We start from the raw sequence: 22,201 nt of genomic DNA, 5'->3' as shown, positions 1-22,201 counted from the left end.
TTCTGGAGTCAAGTCCCATCATGAGCGCCAGCAAACCGGAAATCGTCATCACCTATTGCACGCAATGCCAGTGGCTGTTGCGTGCGGCCTGGCTGGCCCAGGAACTGCTCAGCACCTTTGGGGATGACCTGGGTAAAGTCTCCCTGGTGCCAGGCACCGGCGGGGTCTTTCATGTTTACTGTGACGCCGTGCAGATCTGGGAGCGCAAGGCGGACGGCGGCTTCCCCGAGGCCAAAGTGCTCAAGCAGCGGGTCCGCGACCGGATCGACCCGGATCGCGACCTGGGGCACAACGACCGCGCTCAGTGAGACGCAGCCTCGGCGGTAACGGCTTTCCTGCTTGAGCTACTTGAGAACCTGCTGGACACCACGATCGCCACAATGATCAGCGCGCCCCCCAGCAACATGCGCAGGGTCGGGTTTTCGTTGAACAGCAGCCAGGCGACGGTGATGCCGTAGACCGGCTCCAGGGCGAACACCACGGCGGCAGTGCGTGCCTTGATCACCGCGAGGCTGGCGACGAACAGGCTGTGGGCGACACCGGTACAGAACACACCGAGCAGGCCGATCCACAGCCAGTCGATGGCCCGCACTTCGCTCAATTGGGGAGCCGCCACCGGCAGCAGGCACAGGGCAACCACCACGTTCTGACACAGTGCTGCCTGCACGGGCGGGACGCGCCCGGAGCTGGCACGGTTGGTCAGTGACAGCAGCGCGAACAGCAACCCGGAACTCACGGCCCACAACAGGCCGGTGGTGGCTCCGCTGGCCAGATCAAAGTCAGGTGTGACCAGCACCAGCCCGACACTGACCAGCAGCACCAGCACAATTTCATTGGCGCGAATGCGCTCGCGGAAGATCAACCCTTCAAGGATCACGGTAAATGCCGGGAAGCTGGCGAAACCGAGCGTTGCGATCGCCACGCCCGCGACTTTCACCGCAATGAAGAAACTCACCCAGTGCCCGGCCAGCAACAAGCCGCTGAGCAGCAGTCGACGCCAGTCCACGACTTCGAGTTTCTGCCAGCGCGTCTGGCTGGCGAACCGTGCGAAAAACGCCAGTGCAAGCACAGCAAAAGCGGCGCGGCCGAAAACGATGATCGCCGGTGACGCGGCAGCCAGTTTGCCGAACACGCCGGTCAGACCGAACATCAATGCGCCGATATGCAGGGCGCCAAGGGCAGTACGGGGAGTCATCGCAATCCTTAACGGCAAACGAACAGAGGCATCATTGAAGCGCGTAATCGCCCCTCGAGTCTGTCGGCAAACTAGCGTTTTTTGTCGCCAGCCTCGCGCCGCAGCTTCCCGGGCGATGCCCCGAACTCGCGTAGCACCGCCGCCGCGAAGGCACTCTGGGAGCTGTAGCCGACGCGGCTGGCAATCTCGCCGATAGGCAGCGCCGAGTTGCGCAGCAAACTCACCGCGATGTGCAGGCGTCGGCTACGGATGTAGTCCATCGGCGTCTGCCCGCATTCGGCCACGAACCGTGCGTGCAAACGGGCACTGGACAGGCCGGCCACCCGGGCCAGGTCGGCCACCTGCAGCGGGTACGCCGCATACTGATCGATGTGTGCATTCAGCGCGGCATAGGGCAGGCGCCGACCGCCGACGGCGTCGGGCCTGGCGTTGTTGAGACTGGCCAGTAGCAGCACCGCGCCTTGTTGTGCGATCAGCGGATCATCGACCGGACTGTTCGCCAGCCAACTGACCAATTGGTTTTGCCCGGCGTCCAGGGGCAGGCGTCCGGCGTTGTCGAGCAAGCGTCGGCTGGACTCGGCGTGATCGCCCAACGACTGGGCAACCCATTGTTCGCTGGGTACATCCAGCACCAGGCAGCGGCTGCCATTGGCGCTGCCACACGCGTGATGCGCTCCGGAGGGTACCACCACGAAACTCTGCTGGACCACCTGGCTACCATGGCCGTCGACCTCGAAATCCAGGGCGCCCGAGAGCCCGAACACCAATTGCGCGTGGTCGTGGCTGTGGACGATCAGGTCGTGGCTGTATTGGCGAAGCGTGAGGATCGGTCTCATCGCAGGTCTCCCGGTTCAGGGCGTCAGTCTACACCGAGCGAGCCTGCCAGCGTTGTCACAGGACTGACTTGACGCTGTCATGGACCATTAACCGGGCCGGGTCAGACTTGGCAAAACTTGCCAGAGGGTTGCCCATGACCAGCGCCGAGCTCGCCAAACCCACCCGTAAGCAACGCGTACGGACTTTATGGATTTCCGACGTGCATTTGGGCACCCGGGATTGTCAGGCTGAACACCTGTCGCAGTTTCTCAAGAGCTACCACGCGGACAAGATCTACCTGGTCGGCGACATCATCGACGGCTGGAAACTGCGCGGTGGCATGTATTGGCCGCAAGCGCATACCAACGTGATCCGTCGCCTGTTGACCATGAGCAAGCGTGGTACCGAGGTGATCTACGTCACCGGCAACCATGACGAATTCCTGCGCCGCTATTCGAAGCTGATTCTGGGCAATATCCAGCTGGTGGACGAAGCCGTGCACGTCACCGCCGACGGCCGGCACCTGCTGGTGATTCACGGCGACCAGTTCGATGTGATCACCCGTTACCATCGCTGGCTGGCCTTTCTGGGTGACTCGGCCTACGAATTCACCCTGACCCTCAACCGCTGGCTCAATCATTGGCGCGCGCGATATGGCTACGGCTACTGGTCGCTGTCGGCCTATCTCAAGCACAAGGTGAAAACAGCGGTCAGCTTCATCAGTGACTTCGAAGAAGCCATCGCCCATGAATGCGTCAAGCGCGAGCTGCACGGCGTGGTGTGCGGGCACATTCACCATGCCGAGATTCGCAAGGTCGGCGAAGTGGACTACCTCAATTGCGGCGACTGGGTGGAATCGTGCACCGCGCTGATCGAGCATTGGGATGGTTCGATCGAGTTGTATCGCCTGGCGGATGCCCAGGCCCGTGAGGCGCAGTTGAAGGCGGCCAGGGTTGCCGAGTTGGCCTGACAGTCATTCGCTGTTTGTACTGGCCTCATCGCGGGCAAGCCCGCTCCCACAGTAGATTTGTGGTGCATACAGAATCTGCTCGCACCGCAACCCCTGTGGGAGCGGGCTTGCCCGCGAATGGACCGCGAAGCGGTCCCGCTGGATCTGTCAGGCCGGCGCGTGATCCTCCATCGCCGCCTTGTAGATCGAGTTCCTGGGGTGCGCAAACAACCGCTCCATCATCGGCTCGAAAAAGCTCAATGGCAGCGTGTCGTACGCCGGGTCAAACGCCGCCGCATCGTACCTGGCACAGAACTCGACGGTCGCCTGGTACTGCGGATGGTCCTGGAATTGCTCACGCAGATGTCGATCCATACCCAGGTGATGGAAAAAGTAGTAGCCCTGGAATATCCCGTGCTTTTCCACCATCCACAAGTTCTCGGCGCTGACGAACGGCTTGAGGATCGCCGCCGCGATGTCCGGGTGGTTGTAGGAACCCAGGGTGTCGCCGATGTCATGGAGCAGGGCGCAGACCACGTATTCTTCGTCGCGACCATCGCGCCAGGCGCGGGTGGCGGTTTGCAGGGAATGGGTCAGGCGATCCACCGGGAACCCGCCAAAATCACCCTCCAGTAACTTCAGGTGCGCCACAATCCTTGTCGGCAATTGTCGTGCGTAGGCACTGAAGTCCGCGGCGATGATCGCCCAGTCTTCCTGCGTACCGTCCTTCATGTGGGTGAAGCGGGCATTGGCATTCATAGGCACTCTCTTGTGACGGATGTCATCTAGAACGGAACGCGCCCGAGAACCATATCCCGGTACATGACAAAATCGCCGAGCAGGCTATAGACGGGGTGTTGGAACGTTGCCGGGCGGTTCTTCTCGAAGAAGAAATGCCCGACCCAGGCAAAGCTGTAACCCGCCACAGGAAGGGCCCACAACAGCATCCAAACCCCGCGACCAACGGTCAGAGCCAGAATCAAGATAACCAGTGTCGTGCCGATAAAGTGTAGGCGGCGGCAGGTACTGTTGCTGTGCTCGCTGAGGTAGTAAGGGTAAAACTCGGCAAAGCTGTTGAAGCGTTTGATGTTTTCCACGACTGCGATCTCTGTGGTTATTGTTCTGCGGGTAGCTTATTTGAGTCTAGAGTGATCAATGGCATCAGGCAGTGACAATAGGCGCCACTTTAATATCCTTCGGTCAATAGCCGTAGCATGCGGCTCACCATGTAAGAAAACGCCATGAGCGAACGAACGACTTCTGCAAGCTGGGCGATGGGGATTGTCAAAGCGCTGGAGATGGACGGCCTGGATTGCCGGGCTCTGTTCAAACAGCTGGGGCTCGACTACGCGGCACTGGATGATCCGGACGCACGCTTTACGCAGGATTCCATGACACGGCTGTGGCAACGCGCGATCGATCTGTCCGGTAACCCGGCCATCGGCCTGAACATGGGCAAGGTGGTGCGCCCGGCGCAGTTTCATGTGGCGGGTTACGCCTTGATGTCCAGCCAGACCCTGGGCGAAGGCTTTCAGCGACTGGTGCGCTATCAGCGGATCATCGCCGAAAGTGCCGACCTGAGTTTCAAACTGCTGGAAGAAGGCTACGCGCTGATTCTGACGGTACATGGCGACCATCTGCCGCCGACCCGGCAAAGCGCCGAAGCTTCAATGGCCTGTGCCTTGGCACTGTGCGGCTGGTTGACCGGGCGTACGCTGCATCCACGCAAAGTGTTGTTGCAAGGCGCCGAGCCGGCCGATCTGGAACCTTATAAACAAGCCTTCCATGCACCGCTGGTGTTCAATGCGCCATACGATGCGCTGATTTTCGAACGCGCTGACATGCAAGCGCCGCTGCCGACGGCCAACGAGGCCATGGCATTGTTGCATGACCGCTTTGCCGGCGAGTACCTGGCGCGCTTTTCCGAAAGCCGCGTGACCCACAAGGCACGGCAGGTGTTGTGCCGCCTGTTGCCCCAGGGCGAGCCCAAGCGCGACGCCGTGGCGCAGGCGCTGCACCTTTCCCAGCGCACCTTGCAACGGCGCTTGCAGGAGGAGGGCACGAGTTTTCAGGTTGCTGGACGACACACGGCGCGAACTGGCCGAGCAGTACCTGGCGCAACCGAGCATGACCTTGCTGGAAATTGCCTACTTGCTGGGGTTCGCCGATCCGAGCAACTTCTTCCGCGCTTTCCGCCGCTGGTTCGCTGCCACACCCGGCGAGTACCGGATGCGGCTGCTGCAAACATCTGAAGCGGTCAATGACGCCAGAATGCCGGAATACACAGCACAAACACCGTAATGATCTCCAGTCGGCCCAGCAGCATGCCGAAGGAGAGAATCCACTTGGCGGCATCCGGCAGGGAAGCGAAGTTGCCCGCCGGGCCAATGGTTTCGCCGAGTCCCGGACCGACGCCGGACACGGTACTGGCCGCACCGGTGAGGGCGGTCATCCAGTCCACGCCGAGCAGCGACAGCAACAGCGCAATCACGCAGATGGTGATTGCAAAGAAGAACGAAAAGGTCAGGATCGAACGCACGATTTCTTCGTCGAGGCGGTGACCGTTGTACTTCTGCTTGATCACCGCCCGTGGGTGAATCAATTGGTTAAGGTTGGCCTTGAGCAGGATATAGGCCACCTGGAAGCGGAAAATCTTGATTCCGCCCGCGGTCGAGCCGGAGCAACCGCCGACAAATCCCAGATAGAAAAACAGCATCAGCGAGAAATTGCCCCACAGGCTGTAATCCCCGAGTGCGAAACCGGTCGTCGTCACGACCGACGTCACGTTCAGCGCCACATGCCGCAACGCCTCCAGCCAATGCAGCTGGGTAGTCCACCAATACCAGGTGCCGAGCACCAGCCAGGTCACCAGCAACATGCCGAGAAGACCCTGCACTTGCTCGTCCTTGATCAACGCCCGACGGTTACCACGCAACGTGGCAACATACAGGGTGAACGGCAGGGCACCGAGAATCATGATGACGATCGCGACCCAATGCACCGCAGGCTCCGGCCACTTGGCCAAAGACTGGTCGGAGGTGGAGAAACCGCCGGTGGAAATCGCCGACATCGCATGGTTGATCGCATCGAACAGGCTCATCCCGGCCCACCAGAATGCCAGGCTGCCGACAATGGTAATGCCGACGTAGGTCGCCACGATCAGCCGCGCCACCATGTGCGAGCGGGGCATGACTTTTTCCGAGCGGTCCGACGATTCGGTCTGGAACAGCCGCATGCCACCGATGCGCAACAGCGGCAGGATCGCCACCGCCATGCCGATAAAGCCGATGCCGCCGAGCCAGTGCAGCAACGAGCGCCACATCAGGATGCCGGGGGACATGGTGTCCAGGCCGCTGAGCACGGTTGCGCCAGTGGCGGTGATGCCGGACATGCTTTCGAAGAATGAATCGGTGTAGCTGATGTGCTGGGTCAGCAGGAACGGCAGTGCGGCGAAGATGCACACCACCAGCCAACTGCTGACGGTCAGCAGGTACATGTCCCGGGGGCGCAGGTGAATGTGTTCCGGGCGACCGGGAATCACCAGGGCCACGCCGGCGACAAAGGTGATCATGCTGGCCCAGAGGAACGATGGCAGATCGCCGGTGTGGTCGAAAATGACCAGCGTGGCCATGGGGACGACCATGGAGATCGCCAGCGTGATCAGGAAGATGCCGATGATGAAACCAATGATCCGTAAGGTCGGCAACGCCATGAGGTCCGCTCGGCTGATAGTGGAAAGGGCGCCATTCTACCCGCGAGGCAAGGCATGTAAACCGGCACTGCTGTGGCAGTTACAGCTAGAATAGCCGCACAAATTTTCCAGGAGGTGGCCGATGCAGGCTCTCGATGCTTTGCTCAACCGTGTTTCCGTTCCACGACTGATTGACCCGGCACCCACTGCCGAGCAGCGCGAGGTGCTGTTCGGCGCGGCCATGCGCGCCCCGGATCACGGTCACTTGCAGCCTTGGCGTTTCCTGACGGTCGAAGGCGCGGCGCGCGAGCAAATGGGCGAGTTGCTGGCCGAAGCGGCGAAGCTTTCGGACAGCGAAGTCAGCGAAGCGGCCATCGACAAGGCGCGCAATGGTCCACTGCGTGCACCGCTGGTGGTGGTGGTGATTGCGCGGTTGCAGGATCACGTCAAGTATCCGAAGTCCGAGCAGATGCTGGCGGCGGGCTGTGCGGCCCACGGGATTTTGCTCGCGGCCTATGCCCAGGGCATCGGCGCGGTGTGGCGTACCGGTGACCTGGCTTACTCGCCCCATGTGGCCAAGGGTTTGGGCCTGGCGGAGGGGGAAGAAGTGATTGCTTTCCTGTATCTGGGCACACCGCAGAAAGAACCGCGTGTGGCCGAGAAAGTCGACCTGGCCGAGTTCGTCAGTGCCTGGCCTGGCAAGGCCTGACACCGTAATTCTCCTGTGGGAGCGAGCCTGCTCGCGAAGGGGTCAGCACATCCGGCATTGAAGTGTCAGACCCAGCGCTTTCGCGAGCAGGCTCGCTCCCACAGGGGTCAAGGTTGGACTACTGCTCCAGGGACGAGAGGCAATTCCAGACTGGCAATGAACCCGCCCTCCGGGTGATTGGCCAGCACCAGGCTACCCCCGTGTCGCTCCGCCGCGCGGCGGGCGATGGCCAGGCCCAGGCCGTGTCCGGCCGCTGTCTGCCCTGGTGCCCGATAGAACGGCTCACCGAGCTGGCTCAAATGTTCGGCACTGACCCCAGGCCCGTGGTCGCGCACGGTCACGACGATCCGTTCACCCTGGCGCAGCGCCTGCATTTCGATCGGCAGGCCTCCCACCGGATTGAAGCGCTGTGCGTTGCGCAGCAAATTGTCGACGGCCCGCTCGATCATGGTCGGCCAGCCCTTCAGATTCAGTTGCGACTCGGCTTCGAGGTGAACGAGTTGCTCGGGTGAGCCGAGTTGCGCATCCTTTTGCAGGGTATTGAGCAAGGCATTCAGATCCACCTCTTCCGCACTGGCGTTATCGGAGTCGACCCGAGCCAGTATCAGGATTTCGCTGATCAACGCTTCCAGTCGGTCGCACTCACGGGTCAGGCGCGGCCAGAGCTGTTCCCGTTCTTGCGGGGTGGCCCGTTCGGCCAGCGCCAGCGCGATACGCAGGCGGGCGAGGGGCGAACGCAGTTCGTGGGACACGTCCCGCAGCAATTGCCGCTGACTGCCAATCAGGCTCTGCAGGCGCGCGCCCATGCGGTTGAAGTCGTTGGCCAGCACGCCAAACTCATCGCGGCGGTTGGCCAGTTTGACCAGGCTGTTCTGTTGATAAGCGGTTTGTCCCAGGTCATGCACCGCTCCGCGCAGGCGGCTGAGCGGGCGAGTGATGGAAAAGGTCACCAGCAGGCTGAACAGGGTCAGCACCACCAGGGCGATCCCCAGTGCGCTGAGTGGCCAGAGCAGGCTCTCGCGGTGCCAGGCGTCCAGTTCCGGGTGTGGAATGCGGTAGATGAACAGGTAGGTGTCGCCGGTTTTTTCGCTGGTGAATTCATCGGTCAGGCGCCGCCATGGCAGGCGCCGGTCTTCATTGTTCTGTCGCGCCTCAAAGGCTGCCGCACGTTTCGGGAAGGTGCCGCGCACGACCGGGTCGCCGCTCTCGTTAAGCACCTGAACGTCGATGTGATACTGGCGTTTACGTTGCTGGAGAATGTCCTGGGCAGCATCTTCGCCCTGACTTTCGTAGGTTTGCGTCCACTGTTCGGCCAGCGTGTTGAGGCCCGGGTGGCGGCTGAGAATCCATGCGTCCTGGTTGAGCATGTGCCCGAGCAGGATGGAAAGCCCTGCAACCAGAGCGATGGCCAGCCAGAAGCTGGCCAGGATACGCCAGAACAATGAACGCACGGAAAGTCCTCGAACAAACGCAACTAATGTGGGAGCGAGCTTGCTCGCGATGGCGGTCTTTCAGTCACGTTGATGTTGAACGTGCTGACGCTATCGCGAGCAAGCTCGCTCCCACAGTGAATTGTGTGGTGCCAGGCCCAGCGGTGAAAAACCGTCGGGTCCAGGGTCAGCGCATTATTGCGCTTTTTGCGGTTGTTGCGCTTTCCAGGCTTTGAACTCGGCCCATTCAGCGCGACGTTCAGCCTGTTTTTTCTGGATCTCGTCGAATTTCTTCTGTTGATCCGGTTTCAGCACGGCGCGCACGTCAGCTTCGGCTTTCTGGTGCTTGGCCGCCATTTCGTCTTTCATGGCTTTCTGGTCGGCTGGTGAGAGTTTCTCCAGGTACTTCTCGACCAGTTGCTTACGCTCGTGCATCTGCTCGCCCATGATCTTGCGGATCTGCTCGCGTTGTTCGCGGCTCAGGTCCAGTTGACTGTACGGGCCCTTGCCGTGCATGCCGTGCATCTGACCGCCGTGGCGCGATCCGTCCATCGGGCCGTCCATCGGGCCTGTGCCTTCAGGCATGGCCATGGCAACGGTCGGCAGGGCAGCAGCGAACATCAGAGCGATAAGGGTCTTGCGCATGGTGTATCTCCTTGTCTCGTTCCCGGTACGTTCCGGATGAGTACAGATTACGCAGATCAAGGTCAGCGGCGGTCAGCGGAGCGTAAAGCTTGGGTAAAGACTGTTTTCAGCGATCCTGACAAAACGTCCGGATGATTGTAGGAGCGAGCTTGCTCGCGATGGACTCACAGGCAGCGCTTTTTACCAGACAGTATGCGTAATCGTTGAACTCCATCGCGAGCGGGCTCGCTCCTACAGGCTGTAGTAGTAACCGCGGCTGCGCAGGGCGACGATACGCGGGCGGCCATCGGGGTGTGGGCCGATCTTCTTGCGCAGGTTGCTGACGTGCATGTCCAGGCTGCGGTCGTACAGGGTCAGCTTGCGGCCGAGGGCGATCTGCGCCAGTTCCTGTTTGTCCAGGGGCTCGCCGGGCTGCTTGAGCAGGGCTTCCAGCAGGCGGCTTTCGGAAACGGTGAGGGTGAACTCCTGCTCGTCGATGCTGACCACCCCGCGTACCGGGCTGAAACACAGGTCACCCAGTTCCATCTGGCTGGACACCGCCGCCGGGTGGCTACGACGCAAGACCGCGCGCAGGCGGGCGGTCAGTTCCCGTGGATCGCAGGGCTTGGCCAGGTAATCGTCTGCGCCCAGTTCCAGGCCCAGGATCCGGTCCAGGGGCTCGCCCCGCGCCGAAAGCATCAGCACCGGCAAATCCGGGTGATCGCTGCGCAACTGCTTGAGCAGTTCCAGCCCGCTGCCATCGGGCAACATCACATCCAGCACCACGGCTGCGGGGGCGGTTTCGGCCAGCGCGCGGCGTGCGCTCTGGCCGTCGTGACAGGCACGCACCTGAAACCCTTCCTGGCTCAGCCAACTGCTCAGGAGCTCACACAGCTCCTGGTCATCATCAATCAGTAACAGCTCGCTCATGACTCACTCAATTTAGCCATTGTCGACGTTTGCGACTTGCTCCACTGGCGAAGATACCGCAGAGCAGAGCCAATAGCGCTACCCCGGCGCCAACGACAAACCATTGTTGCTGGTCGGTCAGCAGGCGCGGCAGCGGACTGCTGGCCTGGGCTTCCTTGAGTTGCAGCTTCAATCGCTGGTTTTCCTGGCGCAACCGGGCCAGCAGCGGGCTTTCGCGTTCACCATCGGCAGTTTGCAGTTGTTTGCCCAGTTCTTCCCGTTGCCGTTCGCTTTCTTTCAAGCGTTGCTGCAACTCGGTGATCTGGCTGCCGGCGCTCAAGGAAAGCGGCGTCGAGTTTCCACCCTCGGCGTTTTCTTCACCGTGGGCGGGTGCCACGACCGACAACGTGACCAACATCAGACACAACGGACCCTTGCGCATCGCGACTCCTGATTCCAATACGAGTATTGGGCAGGTTGTCGGCCGGCAAACGAGAATAATGAGCGATTGAGAACGCGATGAACCGACAAGGTTCATCGCGGGGCAGGATTTTACGGCAGGACTTGCTTGAACGGCTTCACCAGAACGTTGGCGTAGACGCCCGCGGCGATGTACGGATCAGCATCTGCCCAGGCCTGGGCGGCGCTCAGGGAGTCGAATTCGGCAACGATCAGGCTGCCGGTGAAACCCGCCGCGCCCGGATCATTGCTGTCGACGGCCGGGTGTGGGCCGGCCAATACGATGCGACCTTCGCCCTTGAGCACTTGCAGGCGCTCCAGGTGTGCAGGCCGTGCAGCCAGGCGGGCTTCCAGGGAGTTGGCGACGTCTGTGGCAATGATTGCGTAAAGCATGTCAGTCCTCGGTTTTTGGCGTAGTGGTGTCGGCATCGTGCAGATGGCGGGACAGGTAGATGCCCTGGCCGACCAGGAACAGCAAAGTCATGCCCAGGCTGCCGAAGACCTTGAAGTCGACCCAGTAGCTCTGGAAGGTGAACGCGACAAACAGGTTGGCGCCGCCGCAAAACAGGAAGAAGACGATCCAGGCGATGTTCAGGCGCGTCCAGACCGGCTCCGGCAAGGTCAGCGCGTGGCCCATGATGCGCTTGATCAGCAGGCTGTCACCGACGAAGTGGCTGCCAATGAACGCCAGGGCGAACAGCCAGTTGACCACCGGCGCTTTCCACTTCAGGAACGTCTCGCTGTGGAACGCCAGGGTCAGGCTGCCGAAGACCAGGCAGGCGACCAGGGTCAGCCACTGGCTCTTCTCCAGCTTGCGCTGTTTGATGAACAGTGTGCCGTAGACCACCAGGGAACTGACGATCAACATCGCGGTGGCGCTGTAAATACCGCCTACAGTGACCTCATGGCCGGCGATGTCGACGACCCGTGGATCGGTTTTGAAGACGATGAAAAACAGCAGGAGCGGGATGAAATCGATGAATTGTTTCACAGTGGCAGCCAGAAGCAGGATGTGGCGGCATAATAACAAACATATGGGCGCGCGATAGCGCCAGCTGATTTGAGGTTACAAAGCCCTGTGAATGTTGATTTGCACTGCCATAGCACGGCCTCCGATGGCGCCCTGGCGCCTGCGATACTGGTGGCGCGGGCGTTCGAGAAAGGCGTGCGAGTCCTGGCCTTGACCGATCACGACACCCTTGAAGGCCTCGACGAGGCCCGGCACGCGGCTACCGCGCTGGGGATGCAACTGGTCAACGGCGTCGAATTGTCCTGCACCTGGGGGGGCGCGACCATTCATGTCCTGGGCTACGGTTTTGACGTGAACGCCGCGCCGTTGGTCGAGGCCATCGCCAAATTGCATGATGGCCGTTGGCTGCGCTCCGAGGAAATCAGCCGCAAACTGGCATTGAAAGGCATGCCGGGGGCGCTGGACGGTGCCCGGGAGATCCAGCAGGAGCTGGGCGACAGCGGTAACGCGCCAGCCCGCCCGCATTTCGCCGACTGGATGGTGCGTGAAGGCTACGTCAAGGATCGCGCCGAGGCATTCCGCAAATGGCTGGGCGCCGGCAAGCTGGGCGACGTCAAGCAACACTGGCCGACCCTGGATGAAACCGTCGAAACCCTGCGCGCGGCCAAGGCCTGGGTCAGTCTGGCGCATCCCTGGCACTACGAATTCACCCGAAGCAAGCGTCGTCGCCTGATTGCCGACTATATTCAAGCAGGGGGCCACGCCATCGAAGTGGTCAATGGCTATCAGCCTGCCGAGCAAGTGGGCAGCCTGGCCATTCTGGCCCGCGAATTCGGTCTGCTGGTCAGTGCCGGCAGTGATTTTCATGGCCCAGGAGGCTGGTCGGAAATCGGTGAATACCGACCCGTCCCGGAGGATCTGCCACCGCTATGGTGTCGATTCAAACATGACCCAGTTATTGCCGCCGTCTGAACAGGTAGAGAATGTGAGTCAATTTTTCCAGATTCATCCGGAAAACCCGCAAGCGCGCCTGATCAAACAGGCGGTCGAGATCATCCGCAAGGGCGGGGTGGTGATTTATCCCACGGACTCTTCCTACGCCATTGGTTGCCAGATCGGCGACAAAGTGGCTGTGGAGCGCGTGCGACGTTTGCGCGGGCTGGATGAAAAGCACAACTTCGCGCTGATTTGCTGCGACCTGTCGCAGCTGGGGCTGTTTGCCAAGATCGACACTGGCACTTTCCGCTTGCTCAAGGCCCACTTGCCGGGGCCGTACACGTTCATTCTCAACGCCACCCGCGAAGTGCCGCGACTGTTGCTGCACCCGAAAAAACGCACCATTGGCCTGCGGGTACCCAGTCATCCGATTGCCCTGGCACTGCTGGAGCAGCTCGGCGAGCCGTTGATGAGCGTGAGTCTGATCATGTCCGGTGAAACCGACCCTATGTATGATCCCCATGAAATGCGCCAACTGCTCGAACACCAGGTCGATCTGATCATCGATGGTGGTTTCGGCGGGATCAAGGCGTCCACCGTGATCAACCTCGCCGACGGCGAGCCGGAAGTCATTCGCGTTGGTTGCGGCGACCCTGCGCCGTTCATGGTCGAGGCCTAGATGTCCGCAGTAGAACCCGTCGACAGTCAGGCCGGAGCCCAGCAGGAACTGCCCTTCGCCATGGTCTACGGCCAGGCGGTCATGGAAATGCCGCTGGACCTGTACATCCCGCCGGATGCCCTCGAGGTCTTCCTCGAGGCGTTCGAAGGCCCGCTCGACCTGCTGCTGTACCTGATCCGCAAACAGAACATCAACATCCTCGATATCCCGGTGGCGGAAATCACTCGCCAGTACATGGGCTACGTCGAGTTGATGCAGTCGGTGCGCCTCGAACTGGCCGCCGAGTACCTGGTGATGGCCGCGATGCTGGCCGAGATCAAGTCGCGGATGCTGCTGCCGCGTGCCGAAACCGTCGAAGACGAAGAGGAGGACCCGCGCGCCGAACTGATCCGTCGCCTGCAGGAGTACGAGCGTTTCAAGGCTGCTGCCGAAGGCATCGATGGCCTGAGTCGGGTCGGTCGCGACGTGGTGGTGCCCAGGCTTGACGCCCCGGAAGCGCGGGCACGCAAGCTGTTGCCGGACGTACGCTTGTCCGAGTTGCTGTTGTCCATGGCCGAGGTGTTGCGCCGTGGCGACATGTTCGAAAGCCATCAGGTCAGCCGCGAGGCGCTGTCGACCCGCGAACGCATGAGCGATGTGCTGGAACGCCTCAAGGGCGGCGGTTTCGTGCCGTTTGTCGAGCTGTTCACCGCTGAAGAAGGGCGCCTGGGCGTGGTGGTGACCTTTATGGCGATCCTTGAATTGGTCAAGGAATCCCTGGTCGAGCTGGTGCAGAATGAGCCATTTGCCGCGATCCACGTGCGAGCCCGAGCCGAATAACGAGTCGAAACATGAACCTGACTGAACCCCGTGATCTGGCACCCTTGCTTGAAGCCTTTCTGTTGGCCTCGGGAAAGCCGCAATCCCTGGAAAGCCTGTTCGAACTCTTCGAAGAAGGCGAGCGCCCCGAGCCGCCGGTCTTCAAGAAGGCCCTGACGATTCTGGCGAAGTCCTGCGATGGCCGCGCCTTTGAACTGAAGGAAGTGGCTTCGGGTTATCGCCTGCAGATTCGCGAGAAATTTGCACCCTGGGTCGGGCGTCTGTGGGAAGAGCGCCCGCAGCGGTACTCCCGTGCCATGCTCGAAACCATGGCCCTGATCGCCTATCGCCAGCCGATCACCCGGGGCGAGATCGAAGACGTGCGGGGCGTGGCGGTCAACAGTAACATCGTCAAGACGCTGATGGAGCGCGAGTGGATCCGCATCGTCGGCTACCGTGACGTACCCGGCAAACCGGCCATGTTCGCCACCACCAAGGCATTCCTCGATCACTTCAACCTGAAAAACCTCGACGACCTGCCGCCGCTGGCGGAACTGCGCGAGTTGGAACCGGACCCGGTGCTCGATTTCGACGACGCACCCGTACCCGCCGGTCTGCAAGAATTGGCCGACGCCAGCGCCGAGCCGGAAGAGCCGAAGGAAGAAACCAGTTTCCATACGCTGTTGCTGGAGCTGGACAGCATGGAGGAGGGGCTCAAGACCGACTTCGACGACTTGCTGCGCGATGGCACCGAGTTCCCGACCGATCTGGAACCTGTGCCGATTGAGCCGGAATCCGACGTTGTGCAGATCGCGCCGGAGCCTGAAGACGAGACGGAGCCAGAGCAGGAAGACGACATCCTCGGCGTTGCCCAAGCCCGGGAAAAGCTCCTGGCCGCCGTGGCTGCCCTCGAGCAGCCGAAGCCCGAGCCAGAGCTGTCCGACGAAGAGGCCGAAGCCCTGGCCCTGGCCGAAGCCATCGAGGCAGAGCGCCGCCAGTTCGAGGACTGATGCGATTCTTGAGAACTGTGGAGATCCATGGTGGGAGCGGGCTTGCTCGCGAATGCGTCAGGTCAGCCAACAAAGATGTCGACTGACACGCCCTCTTCGCGAGCAAGCCCGCTCCCACAGGGGGGAATTGTGTTCACCGCAAAACCGCGAGCCACCGGCCGGCGGAAAAACAAATTACCTTGCCTTGATCAGCTAGTCTCTGATGCGCAAACGCCCGCATGCGCGTATGATTCGCGACCCTTCGGCGATCCCTTCGCCCAAGTACCCAGTTTTCAGACCACACCGGGAGGTGCCCAGATGAGTATCAAAGACCAGCAAGACGACCAGCCAATCGGCCCAGCAGGCGAAAAACTGCAGAAAGTCCTCGCCCGTATCGGCGTCGGCTCGCGCCGTGACGTGGAAGCCTGGATCAGCCACGGCCGTATCAAGGTCAACGGCAAAGACGCCACCCTTGGCCAGCGTGTCGACATGCACGACGCCATCACCATCGATGGCAAGGTGATCAAGCGCGAAGAGGCCGCCGAATCGGTCCGCCGCGTGATCATGTACAACAAGCCCGATGGCGAGATCTGCACCCGTGTAGACCCGGAAGGCCGTCCGACCGTGTTCGACAAGATGCCGCGCCCTAAAGAGGGACGCTGGATCAACATCGGTCGTCTGGACATCAACACCACTGGCCTGCTGATGTTCACCACCGACGGTGAACTGGCCAACCGCCTGATGCACCCTTCCTACGAAATGGACCGCGAATACGCGGTACGTGTGCGTGGCGAAGTCGATGACGAGATGATCGAGCGTCTGAAGGCTGGCGTGGTCCTTGAAGATGGCCCGGCCAAGTTCACCGACATCAAGCAGGCGCCAGGTGGTGAAGGCTTCAACCACTGGTATCACTGCGTGGTGATGGAAGGTCGTAACCGCGAAGTTCGTCGTCTGTGGGAATCCCAGGGGCTGGTAGTCAGCCGTCTGAAGCGCGTGCGTTTTGGTCCGGTGTTCCTCAACTCCGACCTGCCGATGGGCCGCTGGCGCGAAATGAGCCAGTACGAAGTCGACATCCTGAGTGCCGAGGTCGGTCTGACGCCGGTCGCGATGCCGCAGATGAATGCCAAGAGCAAAGACAAGCTTGAGCGGATGCAGCGCAAGTCGTCGCGTCCGATGGCCAAGACCGAGCGCGTGCGTACCCTGCGTCCAGCCACTGACGCGCCAGTCGCGCCACGTGCCAGCCGCGAGCCGCAGATCGAAGGCGAGCGTCCAGGTCGCAAGCCTGTTGCGCGTCAGGACGGCGAACGCGCTCCACGCACGCCACGTCCGGCCAATGGCCGTACTGAGCGTGGCGAAGGTCGTGGTACGCCGGTAGCCGATCGTCCGGCCGACACCAAGCGTCCGGCCAAGCCTGCGCCGAAGCGTCCGGGGATCGCTGGTCGACGGTGACACGCCATCGGGCAAGCGCCGTGGCGCACCGGCCGGTTCCGGGCAGCGTCCGGGTTTTGGTCGTCGCAAACCGGAGTAATCGGCTGAGCACTTCATAAAAACGTCAACCTTCGGGTTGGCGTTTTTTTTCGTCTGGCTTTAGCGATGAGGTGTTTTCAGGGCCTCTTCGCGGGCAAGCCCGCTCCCACAGTGATCTGTTTCGTACACAAAAAATGCGTTCGCTGGAGTTTCCTAATGAAATGGTTTCCCCACACCCTGTGATCGCTCTCTAAGCTTTCACAGGGTGTCTTACGGAGGCTATTGCCATGAACAACGTTGCCATTGTCGCTATCGATCTAGGGAAACATACCTTCCATCTGCACGCGCAAGATGATCGCGGTCATGAGCTCTACCACAAGAAATTCAATCGCGCAGGTCTGGCCAGGCACCTGGCCAACCTTGAACCGTGCACGGTGGCGATGGAGGCCTGTGGTGGCGCCCACTACATGGCGCGGGAAGCGGCAAAATGGGGCCATGTGCCCAAACTCATTGCCCCCCACCTCGTGCGTCCCTACGTGAAAAGCAACAAGAACGACTTCGCCGATGCCATGGCGATTTGCGAGGCGGCGAGCCGCCCGACCATGCGTTTTGTGCCCCTAAAACCGAAGCGCAACAAGCGCTGGCCATGCTCACCCGCAACGCGACGCCTACATCAAGGAGCGTACGGCCAGCGTCAATCGGATTCACGCCGGCCTGTTAGAGGTCGGTATCAGCCTGTCCCCAGGCTTTCACGCCATCAAGGAACCGCCAGCGCTGCTGGAGGCGTGTTCATTTTCTGCGCAGATCAAACAAATCCTGCTGGGGCTGCGTGAGCACTTCAATTATCTGGACGGGCAGGTCAAGGCACTGGACAAGCAGGTTGAACGCCAGGCCGCTGAAGATGATCTGGCTTCTCGCCTGATGACAATTCCTTGCGTCGGTCCGATCACCTCCAGCGTCCTGGCTGCGGAGTTGGGCAACGGTCAGCAGTTCATGCGGTCGAGACTATTCAGCCTCGATTGGGTTGGTGCCCAGCAACACTCCACCGGCGACAAGACGGTACTTTTGGGGATCAGCAAACGCGGTGACCGGAATCAGAGACGGCTGCTTATCCAGTGCGCCCGTGTGTATCTGATGGGGCTGGAACGACAGACAGGAGCGCTGGCCGATTGGGTCCGCCAACTGCTGGCTCGCCATCATTCCAACCGTGTGGTCTGCGCCTTGGCCAACAAACTGGCAAGAATCGCCTGGTCGATCGCCGTCACCACGATGAATTCAAGGCGGGTCAAGCGCGATGAACGCTTGACCTCGCTGCCACCCGAGCACCACCCACCTGGTTTTGCGATGCTGGATAACAGATGACGTGAACGGCCAACCGGCCTGACGACTACCCTGGGCTCCCACAAGGCTGAAAAAGCCTTCTTTCTATGAAGGGCCGTCAGGCGCGATTCTCATCGAGGCGCAGGGTCGCCACCCAGACGCCGGATAGATGAAAGCAAGCCAAACACGCATCAAAAACAGTATTGCAGAAATGGGGGGATCCATAGATGTGGGAGCGGGCTTGCCCGCGAAGACGTCAGCGGCAACACCACGCTCTCCCAAATGGAAACCCGATGTTACGCCCTGTAAAGAAAGCCTGACAAAATCCACGGATTAACCCCGTGGAATCGCCATGCCCTGGATGCCGTAAGAAAACGCTTACACATCAGCGCCTTCCTTCCTCCTTCCTGCGGTCTAGCCCGCTTGTTTCACACGCCCTGGCAGGGTCAGATGCGCGCCATGCCTGTCGTGCAGGTGCATAACAAAAAGGAGGCGCAATGAACGCCGCAATCCGTTTCCATCTCTCTGCGAGAGGCGGTTTTCCTGCCTTTCCCGTCGATGATCCGCAAGGGTCTGACTCATTTTTTGCAGCCGCCCGAACCGCTCGGGGCGGACACAGGCAATCCCGGCCATAGACGCGCTTGTCCAGCGGGTCTGGCAGCAGGGGGTTACAGGTGTACAATGCGCCGCGTTTTACCTGTGACCTCCTGCGCATCAGCGCAAACCTCAAGGCTATCCGCCTTGTTCACTCCGTCGCGTCACGAGCGTGTCGGGTTCGATTTCGTCACAGATAAAAACAAACAGGTGACGCATGACCGTTGTAAATACGCTGAACTCCTGGTGCTTGCGCTGGGGTTTGATCGGTGCCGCTTAACGGATTTCCTGAGCAGCAACGTCTACTGAATATCATCAAACCTTGCGTGAGACCCTTTTCATGAGTGGACAACACCCGCAATCAGGCGAGCTGAAGCGCGGCCTGAAAAATCGCCACATTCAATTGATCGCCCTCGGTGGCGCGATCGGTACCGGCTTGTTCCTCGGCTCGGCCGGGGTACTGAAATCCGCCGGCCCGTCGATGATCCTCGGCTACGCCATCTGCGGCTTCATCGCCTTCATGATCATGCGCCAACTGGGCGAAATGATCGTCGAAGATCCGGTGGCCGGTTCCTTCAGCCACTTCGCGCACAAGTACTGGGGCGGCTTTGCCGGCTTCCTGTCGGGCTGGAACTGCTGGATTCTGTACATTCTGGTGGGCATGTCCGAGCTGACCGCGGTCGGCAAGTACATCCACTACTGGGCGCCGGACATCCCGACCTGGGCGTCCGCAGCGGCCTTCTTCGTGCTGATCAACGCCATCAACCTGGCCAACGTCAAAGTCTTTGGCGAGGCCGAGTTCTGGTTCGCGATCATCAAGGTCGTGGCCATCGTCGGCATGATTGCCCTGGGCAGCTACCTGCTGGTCAGCGGCAATGGCGGCCCGCAAGCAGCGGTCAGCAACCTGTGGTCCCATGGCGGCTTCTTCCCGAACGGCGTCAGCGGCCTGGTCATGGCCATGGCGTTCATCATGTTTTCCTTCGGCGGCCTGGAAATGCTCGGTTTCACCGCAGCCGAAGCCGACAAGCCGAAAACCGTGATCCCGAAAGCCATCAACCAGGTGATCTACCGGATCCTGATTTTCTACATCGGTGCACTGGTCATCCTGCTGTCGTTGACCCCTTGGGACAGCCTGCTGACCACCCTGAACGCCTCCGGTGATTCCTACAGCGGCAGTCCGTTCGTGCAGGTGTTCTCGATGCTGGGCAGCAACACCGCTGCGCACATCCTCAACTTCGTGGTCCTGACCGCGGCGTTGTCGGTGTACAACAGCGGCACCTACTGCAACAGCCGCATGCTGCTGGGCATGGCCGAGCAGGGCGATGCGCCGAAAGCATTGGCGAAGATCGACAAGCGTGGCGTGCCAGTGCGTTCGATCCTGGCCTCGGCCGCCGTGACCCTGATCGCGGTACTGCTGAACTACCTGATCCCGCAAAACGCGCTGGAACTGCTGATGTCGCTGGTGGTGGCCACCCTGGTGATCAACTGGGCGATGATCAGCTACTCGCACTTCAAGTTCCGCCAGCACATGAACAAGACCCGGCAGACGCCGCTGTTCAAGGCTCTGTGGTACCCATACGGCAACTACATCTGCCTGGCGTTCGTGGTGTTCATCCTTGGCGTGATGCTGTTGATTCCGGGGATTCAGACATCGGTGTATGCGATTCCGGTGTGGCTGGTGTTCATGTGGGTCTGCTACGGCATCAAGAACAAGCGCAGTGCGCAACATGCGCTGTACGCTGCCGGCACTTCAGTGAAGTAAGCGCAGAGCGCAGTAACAACAAACCCGGCCATGTGCCGGGTTTGTTGTTTACAGGGTTCACATAAATCTCTTTGTGGGAGCGGGCTTGCTCGCGAAGAGGGCGTGTCAGTCGACATCTTTGTTGGCTGACCTGACGCATTCGTCGGAACGCCGCCCGGAGCAAGCCCGCTCCCACATTTTTTCCTCGCATGCCTTATCCTGCACACACTGAATACGGACGCTTTTCCATGCTGGTCATTTCCAACAACGTGCATCTGCCGGATGCCGAGATCGAGTTGACGGCCATTCGCGCGCAAGGGGCGGGTGGGCAGAACGTCAACAAGGTCTCCAGTGCCGTGCACCTGCGCTTCGACATTCCGGCGTCGTCCTTGCCCGAGTTCTACAAGGAGCGGCTGCTGGCGCTGCGCGACAGTCGCATCACCAGCGAAGGTGTGTTGATCATCAAGGCACAGCAATACCGGACGCAGGAGCAGAACCGCGCCGATGCGCTGTTGCGGCTGACCGAGTTGATCCTCAGTGCCACCAAGGTCGAGAAGAAACGCCGTCCGACCAAGCCGACCCTCGGCTCGAAGACCCGTCGCCTCGAATCCAAGAGCAAGCGCGGCAACATCAAGGCCGGGCGCGGCAAGGTCGACTTCTAGCGGGCGTCCCGTGCCTCGCGTTGCTTCGGTGCCTGTCGGTACAGGTAAAGGCTCAGCGTCAATCCGCTCAACGCGGCAAGGGCAGCGAACAGGAAGATCGAAGCGAAACCGAACCCGGCCGCAATGGCCCCGGCGACCGGCCCGGTGATCCCCAGCGACAAGTCGATGAACAGCGAATAGGCGCCAACGGCTGCGCCACGGCTGGAGGCCGGTACCAGGTTGACCGCTTCCACCCCCAGCGCCGGAAACACCAGCGAAAAGCCGAAGCCGCTCAGCGCCGCACCCGCCAGCGCCCAATGGGCATCCGGTGCCAGCCATAGCAACAGCAGTCCCAGGGTTTCCACTGACAGGCAGGCAATGGCGACGCGAAAGCCGCCGAGGCGGTTGATCAGGTTGCCGAACAGCAAGCGCGCGCCGATGAAGCTGGCGCCGAACAGGCTCAGGCACAGCACGGCGTTATCCCAGTGTCGAGTGGCGTAATACAGGGTGATGAAGGTGGCGATGGTGCCGAAACCGATGGAGCCGAGGGCCAGGCCACAGCCGTGGGGGAAGACCCGCCCGAGCACGTGCATGAACGGCAGGCGCTCACCGGCAACGATCGGCGCGGCGGTTTTCGGCCAGGCCAGCAGCAGACCGAGCACGGCCAGCAACACAATACTCACGCCCATGCTCCACAAGCCCAGTCGATGGACGATCAACACGCCCAAGGGCGCGCCGACGGCCAGTGCGCCGTAGCTGGCGATACCGTTCCAGGAGATGACTTTGGCGGTGTTCGCTGCACCTACCCGGCCGATACCCCAGCCAATCGAGCCCGAGCCCACCAGGCTTTCCGCGCTGCCGAGCACCAGACGGCCGATCAACAGGCTGATCAGGCTCAAGGTCGGCAGGCTCTGGGTCCAGGCCGAGATCAGCATGAACACACCGCTCAAGCCGCAACCGGCCAGGCCATACATCACTGCCAGTTTGCTGCCCTTATTGTCGATGATCTTCCCGGCATAGGGGCGGCTGAGCAGGGTGGCCAGGTATTGCATGCTGATCACCAGGCCCGCGATCACAGCGCCGAAGCCCAGGTCGCTGTGGACGTAACCGGGCAATACGGCCAGGGGAATGCCGATGTTCAGGTAGCCGATGAAGGTGAAAAGGACGATGGAAACAACTTGCAGCGTGACCGCCAGGGGGCGCTGGTTTTCAGGCATGGGTAAAGGTCCACGGTAAAGCAGGATAGATAGGCTGCTTATGATAGCGGTGTGGACGGTCACAGGT

Annotated in this window: 23 protein-coding genes and 2 pseudogenes; 13 read left to right on the top strand and 12 right to left on the bottom strand. The window is 61.0% G+C overall.

Translation table 11 applies throughout. The annotated features are described in order from the left end of the window. The first annotated feature begins 20 nt into the window (after nt 1–20). The gene (locus RS887_RS03540) at nt 21–308 is read left to right on the top strand and encodes a SelT/SelW/SelH family protein (protein ID WP_322614394.1); all 288 of its coding nucleotides are present in this window, start codon (nt 21–23) and stop codon (nt 306–308) included. Here the strand turns inward: RS887_RS03540 and RS887_RS03535 are convergent. Both RS887_RS03535 and RS887_RS03530 read right to left on the bottom strand, forming a co-directional pair. Further along, the gene (locus RS887_RS03535; RefSeq protein WP_008023655.1) at nt 302–1,195 is read right to left on the bottom strand and encodes a DMT family transporter; all 894 of its coding nucleotides are present in this window, start codon (nt 1,193–1,195) and stop codon (nt 302–304) included. The genes RS887_RS03540 and RS887_RS03535 overlap by 7 nt on opposite strands. Before the next feature lie 71 nt (nt 1,196–1,266). Beyond that, nucleotides 1,267–2,031, bottom strand: coding sequence for a helix-turn-helix transcriptional regulator (locus RS887_RS03530; protein ID WP_111280415.1), 765 nt, complete (start codon nt 2,029–2,031; stop codon nt 1,267–1,269). Nucleotides 2,032–2,165: 134 nt separating this feature from the next. Here RS887_RS03530 and RS887_RS03525 point away from each other — a divergent pair, with 134 nt between their 5' ends. Then, nucleotides 2,166–2,981, top strand: a complete 816-nt coding sequence (locus tag RS887_RS03525; RefSeq protein ID WP_085719080.1) for a UDP-2,3-diacylglucosamine diphosphatase — start codon at nt 2,166–2,168, stop codon at nt 2,979–2,981. A gap of 147 nt (nt 2,982–3,128) precedes the next feature. On the opposite strand, the gene RS887_RS03520 is transcribed toward RS887_RS03525, so the two are convergent. Together RS887_RS03520 and RS887_RS03515 are read right to left on the bottom strand one after the other, a co-directional pair. Next, nucleotides 3,129–3,719 (bottom strand): HD domain-containing protein, encoded by a 591-nt coding sequence (locus RS887_RS03520; RefSeq protein ID WP_322614393.1) that lies wholly within the window; start codon nt 3,717–3,719, stop codon nt 3,129–3,131. Between the two features lie 26 nt (nt 3,720–3,745). Next, on the bottom strand, nt 3,746–4,057 hold the full coding sequence (locus RS887_RS03515) for a DUF962 domain-containing protein (RefSeq protein WP_322614392.1): 312 nt from the start codon (nt 4,055–4,057) through the stop codon (nt 3,746–3,748). A 144-nt stretch (nt 4,058–4,201) separates the two neighbouring features. Between RS887_RS03515 and RS887_RS03510 the strand changes: the two are divergent. Then, a pseudogene (locus RS887_RS03510) lies at nt 4,202–5,261 on the top strand (AraC family transcriptional regulator). Here RS887_RS03510 and RS887_RS03505 read toward each other — a convergent pair. Then, entirely contained in the window at nt 5,218–6,672 is a 1,455-nt protein-coding gene (locus tag RS887_RS03505) for a TrkH family potassium uptake protein (protein WP_322614391.1), read from the bottom strand. The pseudogene RS887_RS03510 and the gene RS887_RS03505 sit on opposite strands and share 44 nt — an antisense overlap. A gap of 121 nt (nt 6,673–6,793) precedes the next feature. Between RS887_RS03505 and RS887_RS03500 the strand changes: the two genes are divergently transcribed. Then, complete coding sequence (locus RS887_RS03500) at nt 6,794–7,360, top strand: NAD(P)H nitroreductase (RefSeq protein ID WP_322614390.1); 567 nt, start codon at nt 6,794–6,796, stop codon at nt 7,358–7,360. Between the two features lie 107 nt (nt 7,361–7,467). Here the strand turns inward: RS887_RS03500 and RS887_RS03495 are convergent, their stop codons facing one another. The 6 genes from RS887_RS03495 to RS887_RS03470 all read right to left on the bottom strand — a co-directional run bounded on the left by RS887_RS03495 (nt 7,468) and on the right by RS887_RS03470 (nt 11,773). Further along, nucleotides 7,468–8,811 carry a HAMP domain-containing sensor histidine kinase gene (locus RS887_RS03495; RefSeq protein ID WP_322614389.1) on the bottom strand — a complete coding sequence of 448 codons (1,344 nt, stop codon included), beginning with the start codon at nt 8,809–8,811 and terminating at the stop codon, nt 7,468–7,470. Between the two features lie 174 nt (nt 8,812–8,985). Then, nucleotides 8,986–9,435 carry a Spy/CpxP family protein refolding chaperone gene (locus RS887_RS03490; protein ID WP_085719073.1) on the bottom strand — a complete coding sequence of 150 codons (450 nt, stop codon included), beginning with the start codon at nt 9,433–9,435 and terminating at the stop codon, nt 8,986–8,988. Between the two features lie 231 nt (nt 9,436–9,666). Next, nucleotides 9,667–10,344 carry a response regulator transcription factor gene (locus RS887_RS03485; protein WP_007984138.1) on the bottom strand — a complete coding sequence of 226 codons (678 nt, stop codon included), beginning with the start codon at nt 10,342–10,344 and terminating at the stop codon, nt 9,667–9,669. A gap of 7 nt (nt 10,345–10,351) precedes the next feature. Next, a complete protein-coding gene (locus RS887_RS03480; protein ID WP_322614388.1) occupies nt 10,352–10,765 on the bottom strand; it encodes a translation initiation factor 2 in 414 nt (137 codons plus the stop codon). A 110-nt stretch (nt 10,766–10,875) separates the two neighbouring features. Next, on the bottom strand, nt 10,876–11,175 hold the full coding sequence (locus tag RS887_RS03475) for a YciI family protein (RefSeq protein WP_007984134.1): 300 nt from the start codon (nt 11,173–11,175) through the stop codon (nt 10,876–10,878). Nucleotide 11,176: 1 nt separating this feature from the next. Continuing rightward, entirely contained in the window at nt 11,177–11,773 is a 597-nt protein-coding gene (locus tag RS887_RS03470) for a septation protein A (protein ID WP_322614387.1), read from the bottom strand. Nucleotides 11,774–11,860: 87 nt separating this feature from the next. Here RS887_RS03470 and RS887_RS03465 point away from each other — a divergent pair, with 87 nt between their 5' ends. From RS887_RS03465 to arfB, 9 genes and pseudogenes are all read left to right on the top strand, one after another. After that, nucleotides 11,861–12,724 carry a PHP domain-containing protein gene (locus RS887_RS03465; protein WP_111280434.1) on the top strand — a complete coding sequence of 288 codons (864 nt, stop codon included), beginning with the start codon at nt 11,861–11,863 and terminating at the stop codon, nt 12,722–12,724. 13 nt (nt 12,725–12,737) lie between these two features. After that, the gene (locus RS887_RS03460) at nt 12,738–13,367 is read left to right on the top strand and encodes an L-threonylcarbamoyladenylate synthase (protein ID WP_322614386.1); all 630 of its coding nucleotides are present in this window, start codon (nt 12,738–12,740) and stop codon (nt 13,365–13,367) included. A gap of 60 nt (nt 13,368–13,427) precedes the next feature. Continuing rightward, nucleotides 13,428–14,186: a segregation and condensation protein A gene (locus RS887_RS03455; protein ID WP_181456712.1), complete on the top strand. Its 759-nt coding sequence runs from the start codon at nt 13,428–13,430 to the stop codon at nt 14,184–14,186. 11 nt (nt 14,187–14,197) lie between these two features. Continuing rightward, on the top strand, nt 14,198–15,175 hold the full coding sequence (gene scpB / locus RS887_RS03450) for an SMC-Scp complex subunit ScpB (RefSeq protein ID WP_322614385.1): 978 nt from the start codon (nt 14,198–14,200) through the stop codon (nt 15,173–15,175). Between the two features lie 297 nt (nt 15,176–15,472). Continuing rightward, nucleotides 15,473–16,682, top strand: a pseudogene (gene rluB / locus RS887_RS03445) (23S rRNA pseudouridine(2605) synthase RluB). A 226-nt stretch (nt 16,683–16,908) separates the two neighbouring features. Next, entirely contained in the window at nt 16,909–17,454 is a 546-nt protein-coding gene (locus RS887_RS30485) for an IS110 family transposase (protein WP_416339936.1), read from the top strand. A gap of 88 nt (nt 17,455–17,542) precedes the next feature. Continuing rightward, nucleotides 17,543–17,983 (top strand): transposase, encoded by a 441-nt coding sequence (locus RS887_RS30480; protein ID WP_416339935.1) that lies wholly within the window; start codon nt 17,543–17,545, stop codon nt 17,981–17,983. An 892-nt stretch (nt 17,984–18,875) separates the two neighbouring features. Then, complete coding sequence (locus RS887_RS03435; RefSeq protein ID WP_322614384.1) at nt 18,876–20,297, top strand: amino acid permease; 1,422 nt, start codon at nt 18,876–18,878, stop codon at nt 20,295–20,297. Nucleotides 20,298–20,524: 227 nt separating this feature from the next. Next, the gene (arfB, locus tag RS887_RS03430; RefSeq protein WP_322614383.1) at nt 20,525–20,938 is read left to right on the top strand and encodes an alternative ribosome rescue aminoacyl-tRNA hydrolase ArfB; all 414 of its coding nucleotides are present in this window, start codon (nt 20,525–20,527) and stop codon (nt 20,936–20,938) included. Here arfB and RS887_RS03425 read toward each other — a convergent pair. Beyond that, nucleotides 20,935–22,134: an MFS transporter gene (locus RS887_RS03425; protein WP_322614382.1), complete on the bottom strand. Its 1,200-nt coding sequence runs from the start codon at nt 22,132–22,134 to the stop codon at nt 20,935–20,937. The two genes, arfB and RS887_RS03425, sit on opposite strands and share 4 nt — an antisense overlap. Between the last annotated feature and the right edge of the window lie 67 nt (nt 22,135–22,201).

Source organism: Pseudomonas sp. BIC9C (assembly GCF_034541995.1).
Classification (GTDB): Bacteria; Pseudomonadota; Gammaproteobacteria; order Pseudomonadales; family Pseudomonadaceae; genus Aquipseudomonas; species Aquipseudomonas fluorescens_CC.
Note: the sequence above shows the minus strand (reverse complement) of the source record. Positions and strands in the feature narration are given on the sequence as shown.

What these genes read in the sequence shown, in the direction of transcription:
- RS887_RS03485 (WP_007984138.1), bottom strand. Translation starts at nt 10,344, where the DNA reads ATGAGCGAGCTGTTACTGATTGATGATGACCAGGAGCTGTGTGAGCTC.
- scpB (WP_322614385.1), top strand. Translation starts at nt 14,198, where the DNA reads ATGAACCTGACTGAACCCCGTGATCTGGCACCCTTGCTTGAAGCCTTT.
- RS887_RS03505 (WP_322614391.1), bottom strand. Translation starts at nt 6,672, where the DNA reads ATGGCGTTGCCGACCTTACGGATCATTGGTTTCATCATCGGCATCTTC.
- RS887_RS03490 (WP_085719073.1), bottom strand. Translation starts at nt 9,435, where the DNA reads ATGCGCAAGACCCTTATCGCTCTGATGTTCGCTGCTGCCCTGCCGACC.
- arfB (WP_322614383.1), top strand. Translation starts at nt 20,525, where the DNA reads ATGCTGGTCATTTCCAACAACGTGCATCTGCCGGATGCCGAGATCGAG.
- RS887_RS03525 (WP_085719080.1), top strand. Translation starts at nt 2,166, where the DNA reads ATGACCAGCGCCGAGCTCGCCAAACCCACCCGTAAGCAACGCGTACGG.
- RS887_RS03425 (WP_322614382.1), bottom strand. Translation starts at nt 22,134, where the DNA reads ATGCCTGAAAACCAGCGCCCCCTGGCGGTCACGCTGCAAGTTGTTTCC.
- RS887_RS03475 (WP_007984134.1), bottom strand. Translation starts at nt 11,175, where the DNA reads ATGCTTTACGCAATCATTGCCACAGACGTCGCCAACTCCCTGGAAGCC.
- RS887_RS03530 (WP_111280415.1), bottom strand. Translation starts at nt 2,031, where the DNA reads ATGAGACCGATCCTCACGCTTCGCCAATACAGCCACGACCTGATCGTC.
- RS887_RS03540 (WP_322614394.1), top strand. Translation starts at nt 21, where the DNA reads ATGAGCGCCAGCAAACCGGAAATCGTCATCACCTATTGCACGCAATGC.
- RS887_RS03435 (WP_322614384.1), top strand. Translation starts at nt 18,876, where the DNA reads ATGAGTGGACAACACCCGCAATCAGGCGAGCTGAAGCGCGGCCTGAAA.
- RS887_RS03535 (WP_008023655.1), bottom strand. Translation starts at nt 1,195, where the DNA reads ATGACTCCCCGTACTGCCCTTGGCGCCCTGCATATCGGCGCATTGATG.
- RS887_RS30485 (WP_416339936.1), top strand. Translation starts at nt 16,909, where the DNA reads ATGAACAACGTTGCCATTGTCGCTATCGATCTAGGGAAACATACCTTC.
- RS887_RS03500 (WP_322614390.1), top strand. Translation starts at nt 6,794, where the DNA reads ATGCAGGCTCTCGATGCTTTGCTCAACCGTGTTTCCGTTCCACGACTG.
- RS887_RS03520 (WP_322614393.1), bottom strand. Translation starts at nt 3,719, where the DNA reads ATGAATGCCAATGCCCGCTTCACCCACATGAAGGACGGTACGCAGGAA.
- RS887_RS30480 (WP_416339935.1), top strand. Translation starts at nt 17,543, where the DNA reads ATGACAATTCCTTGCGTCGGTCCGATCACCTCCAGCGTCCTGGCTGCG.
- RS887_RS03455 (WP_181456712.1), top strand. Translation starts at nt 13,428, where the DNA reads ATGGTCTACGGCCAGGCGGTCATGGAAATGCCGCTGGACCTGTACATC.
- RS887_RS03480 (WP_322614388.1), bottom strand. Translation starts at nt 10,765, where the DNA reads ATGCGCAAGGGTCCGTTGTGTCTGATGTTGGTCACGTTGTCGGTCGTG.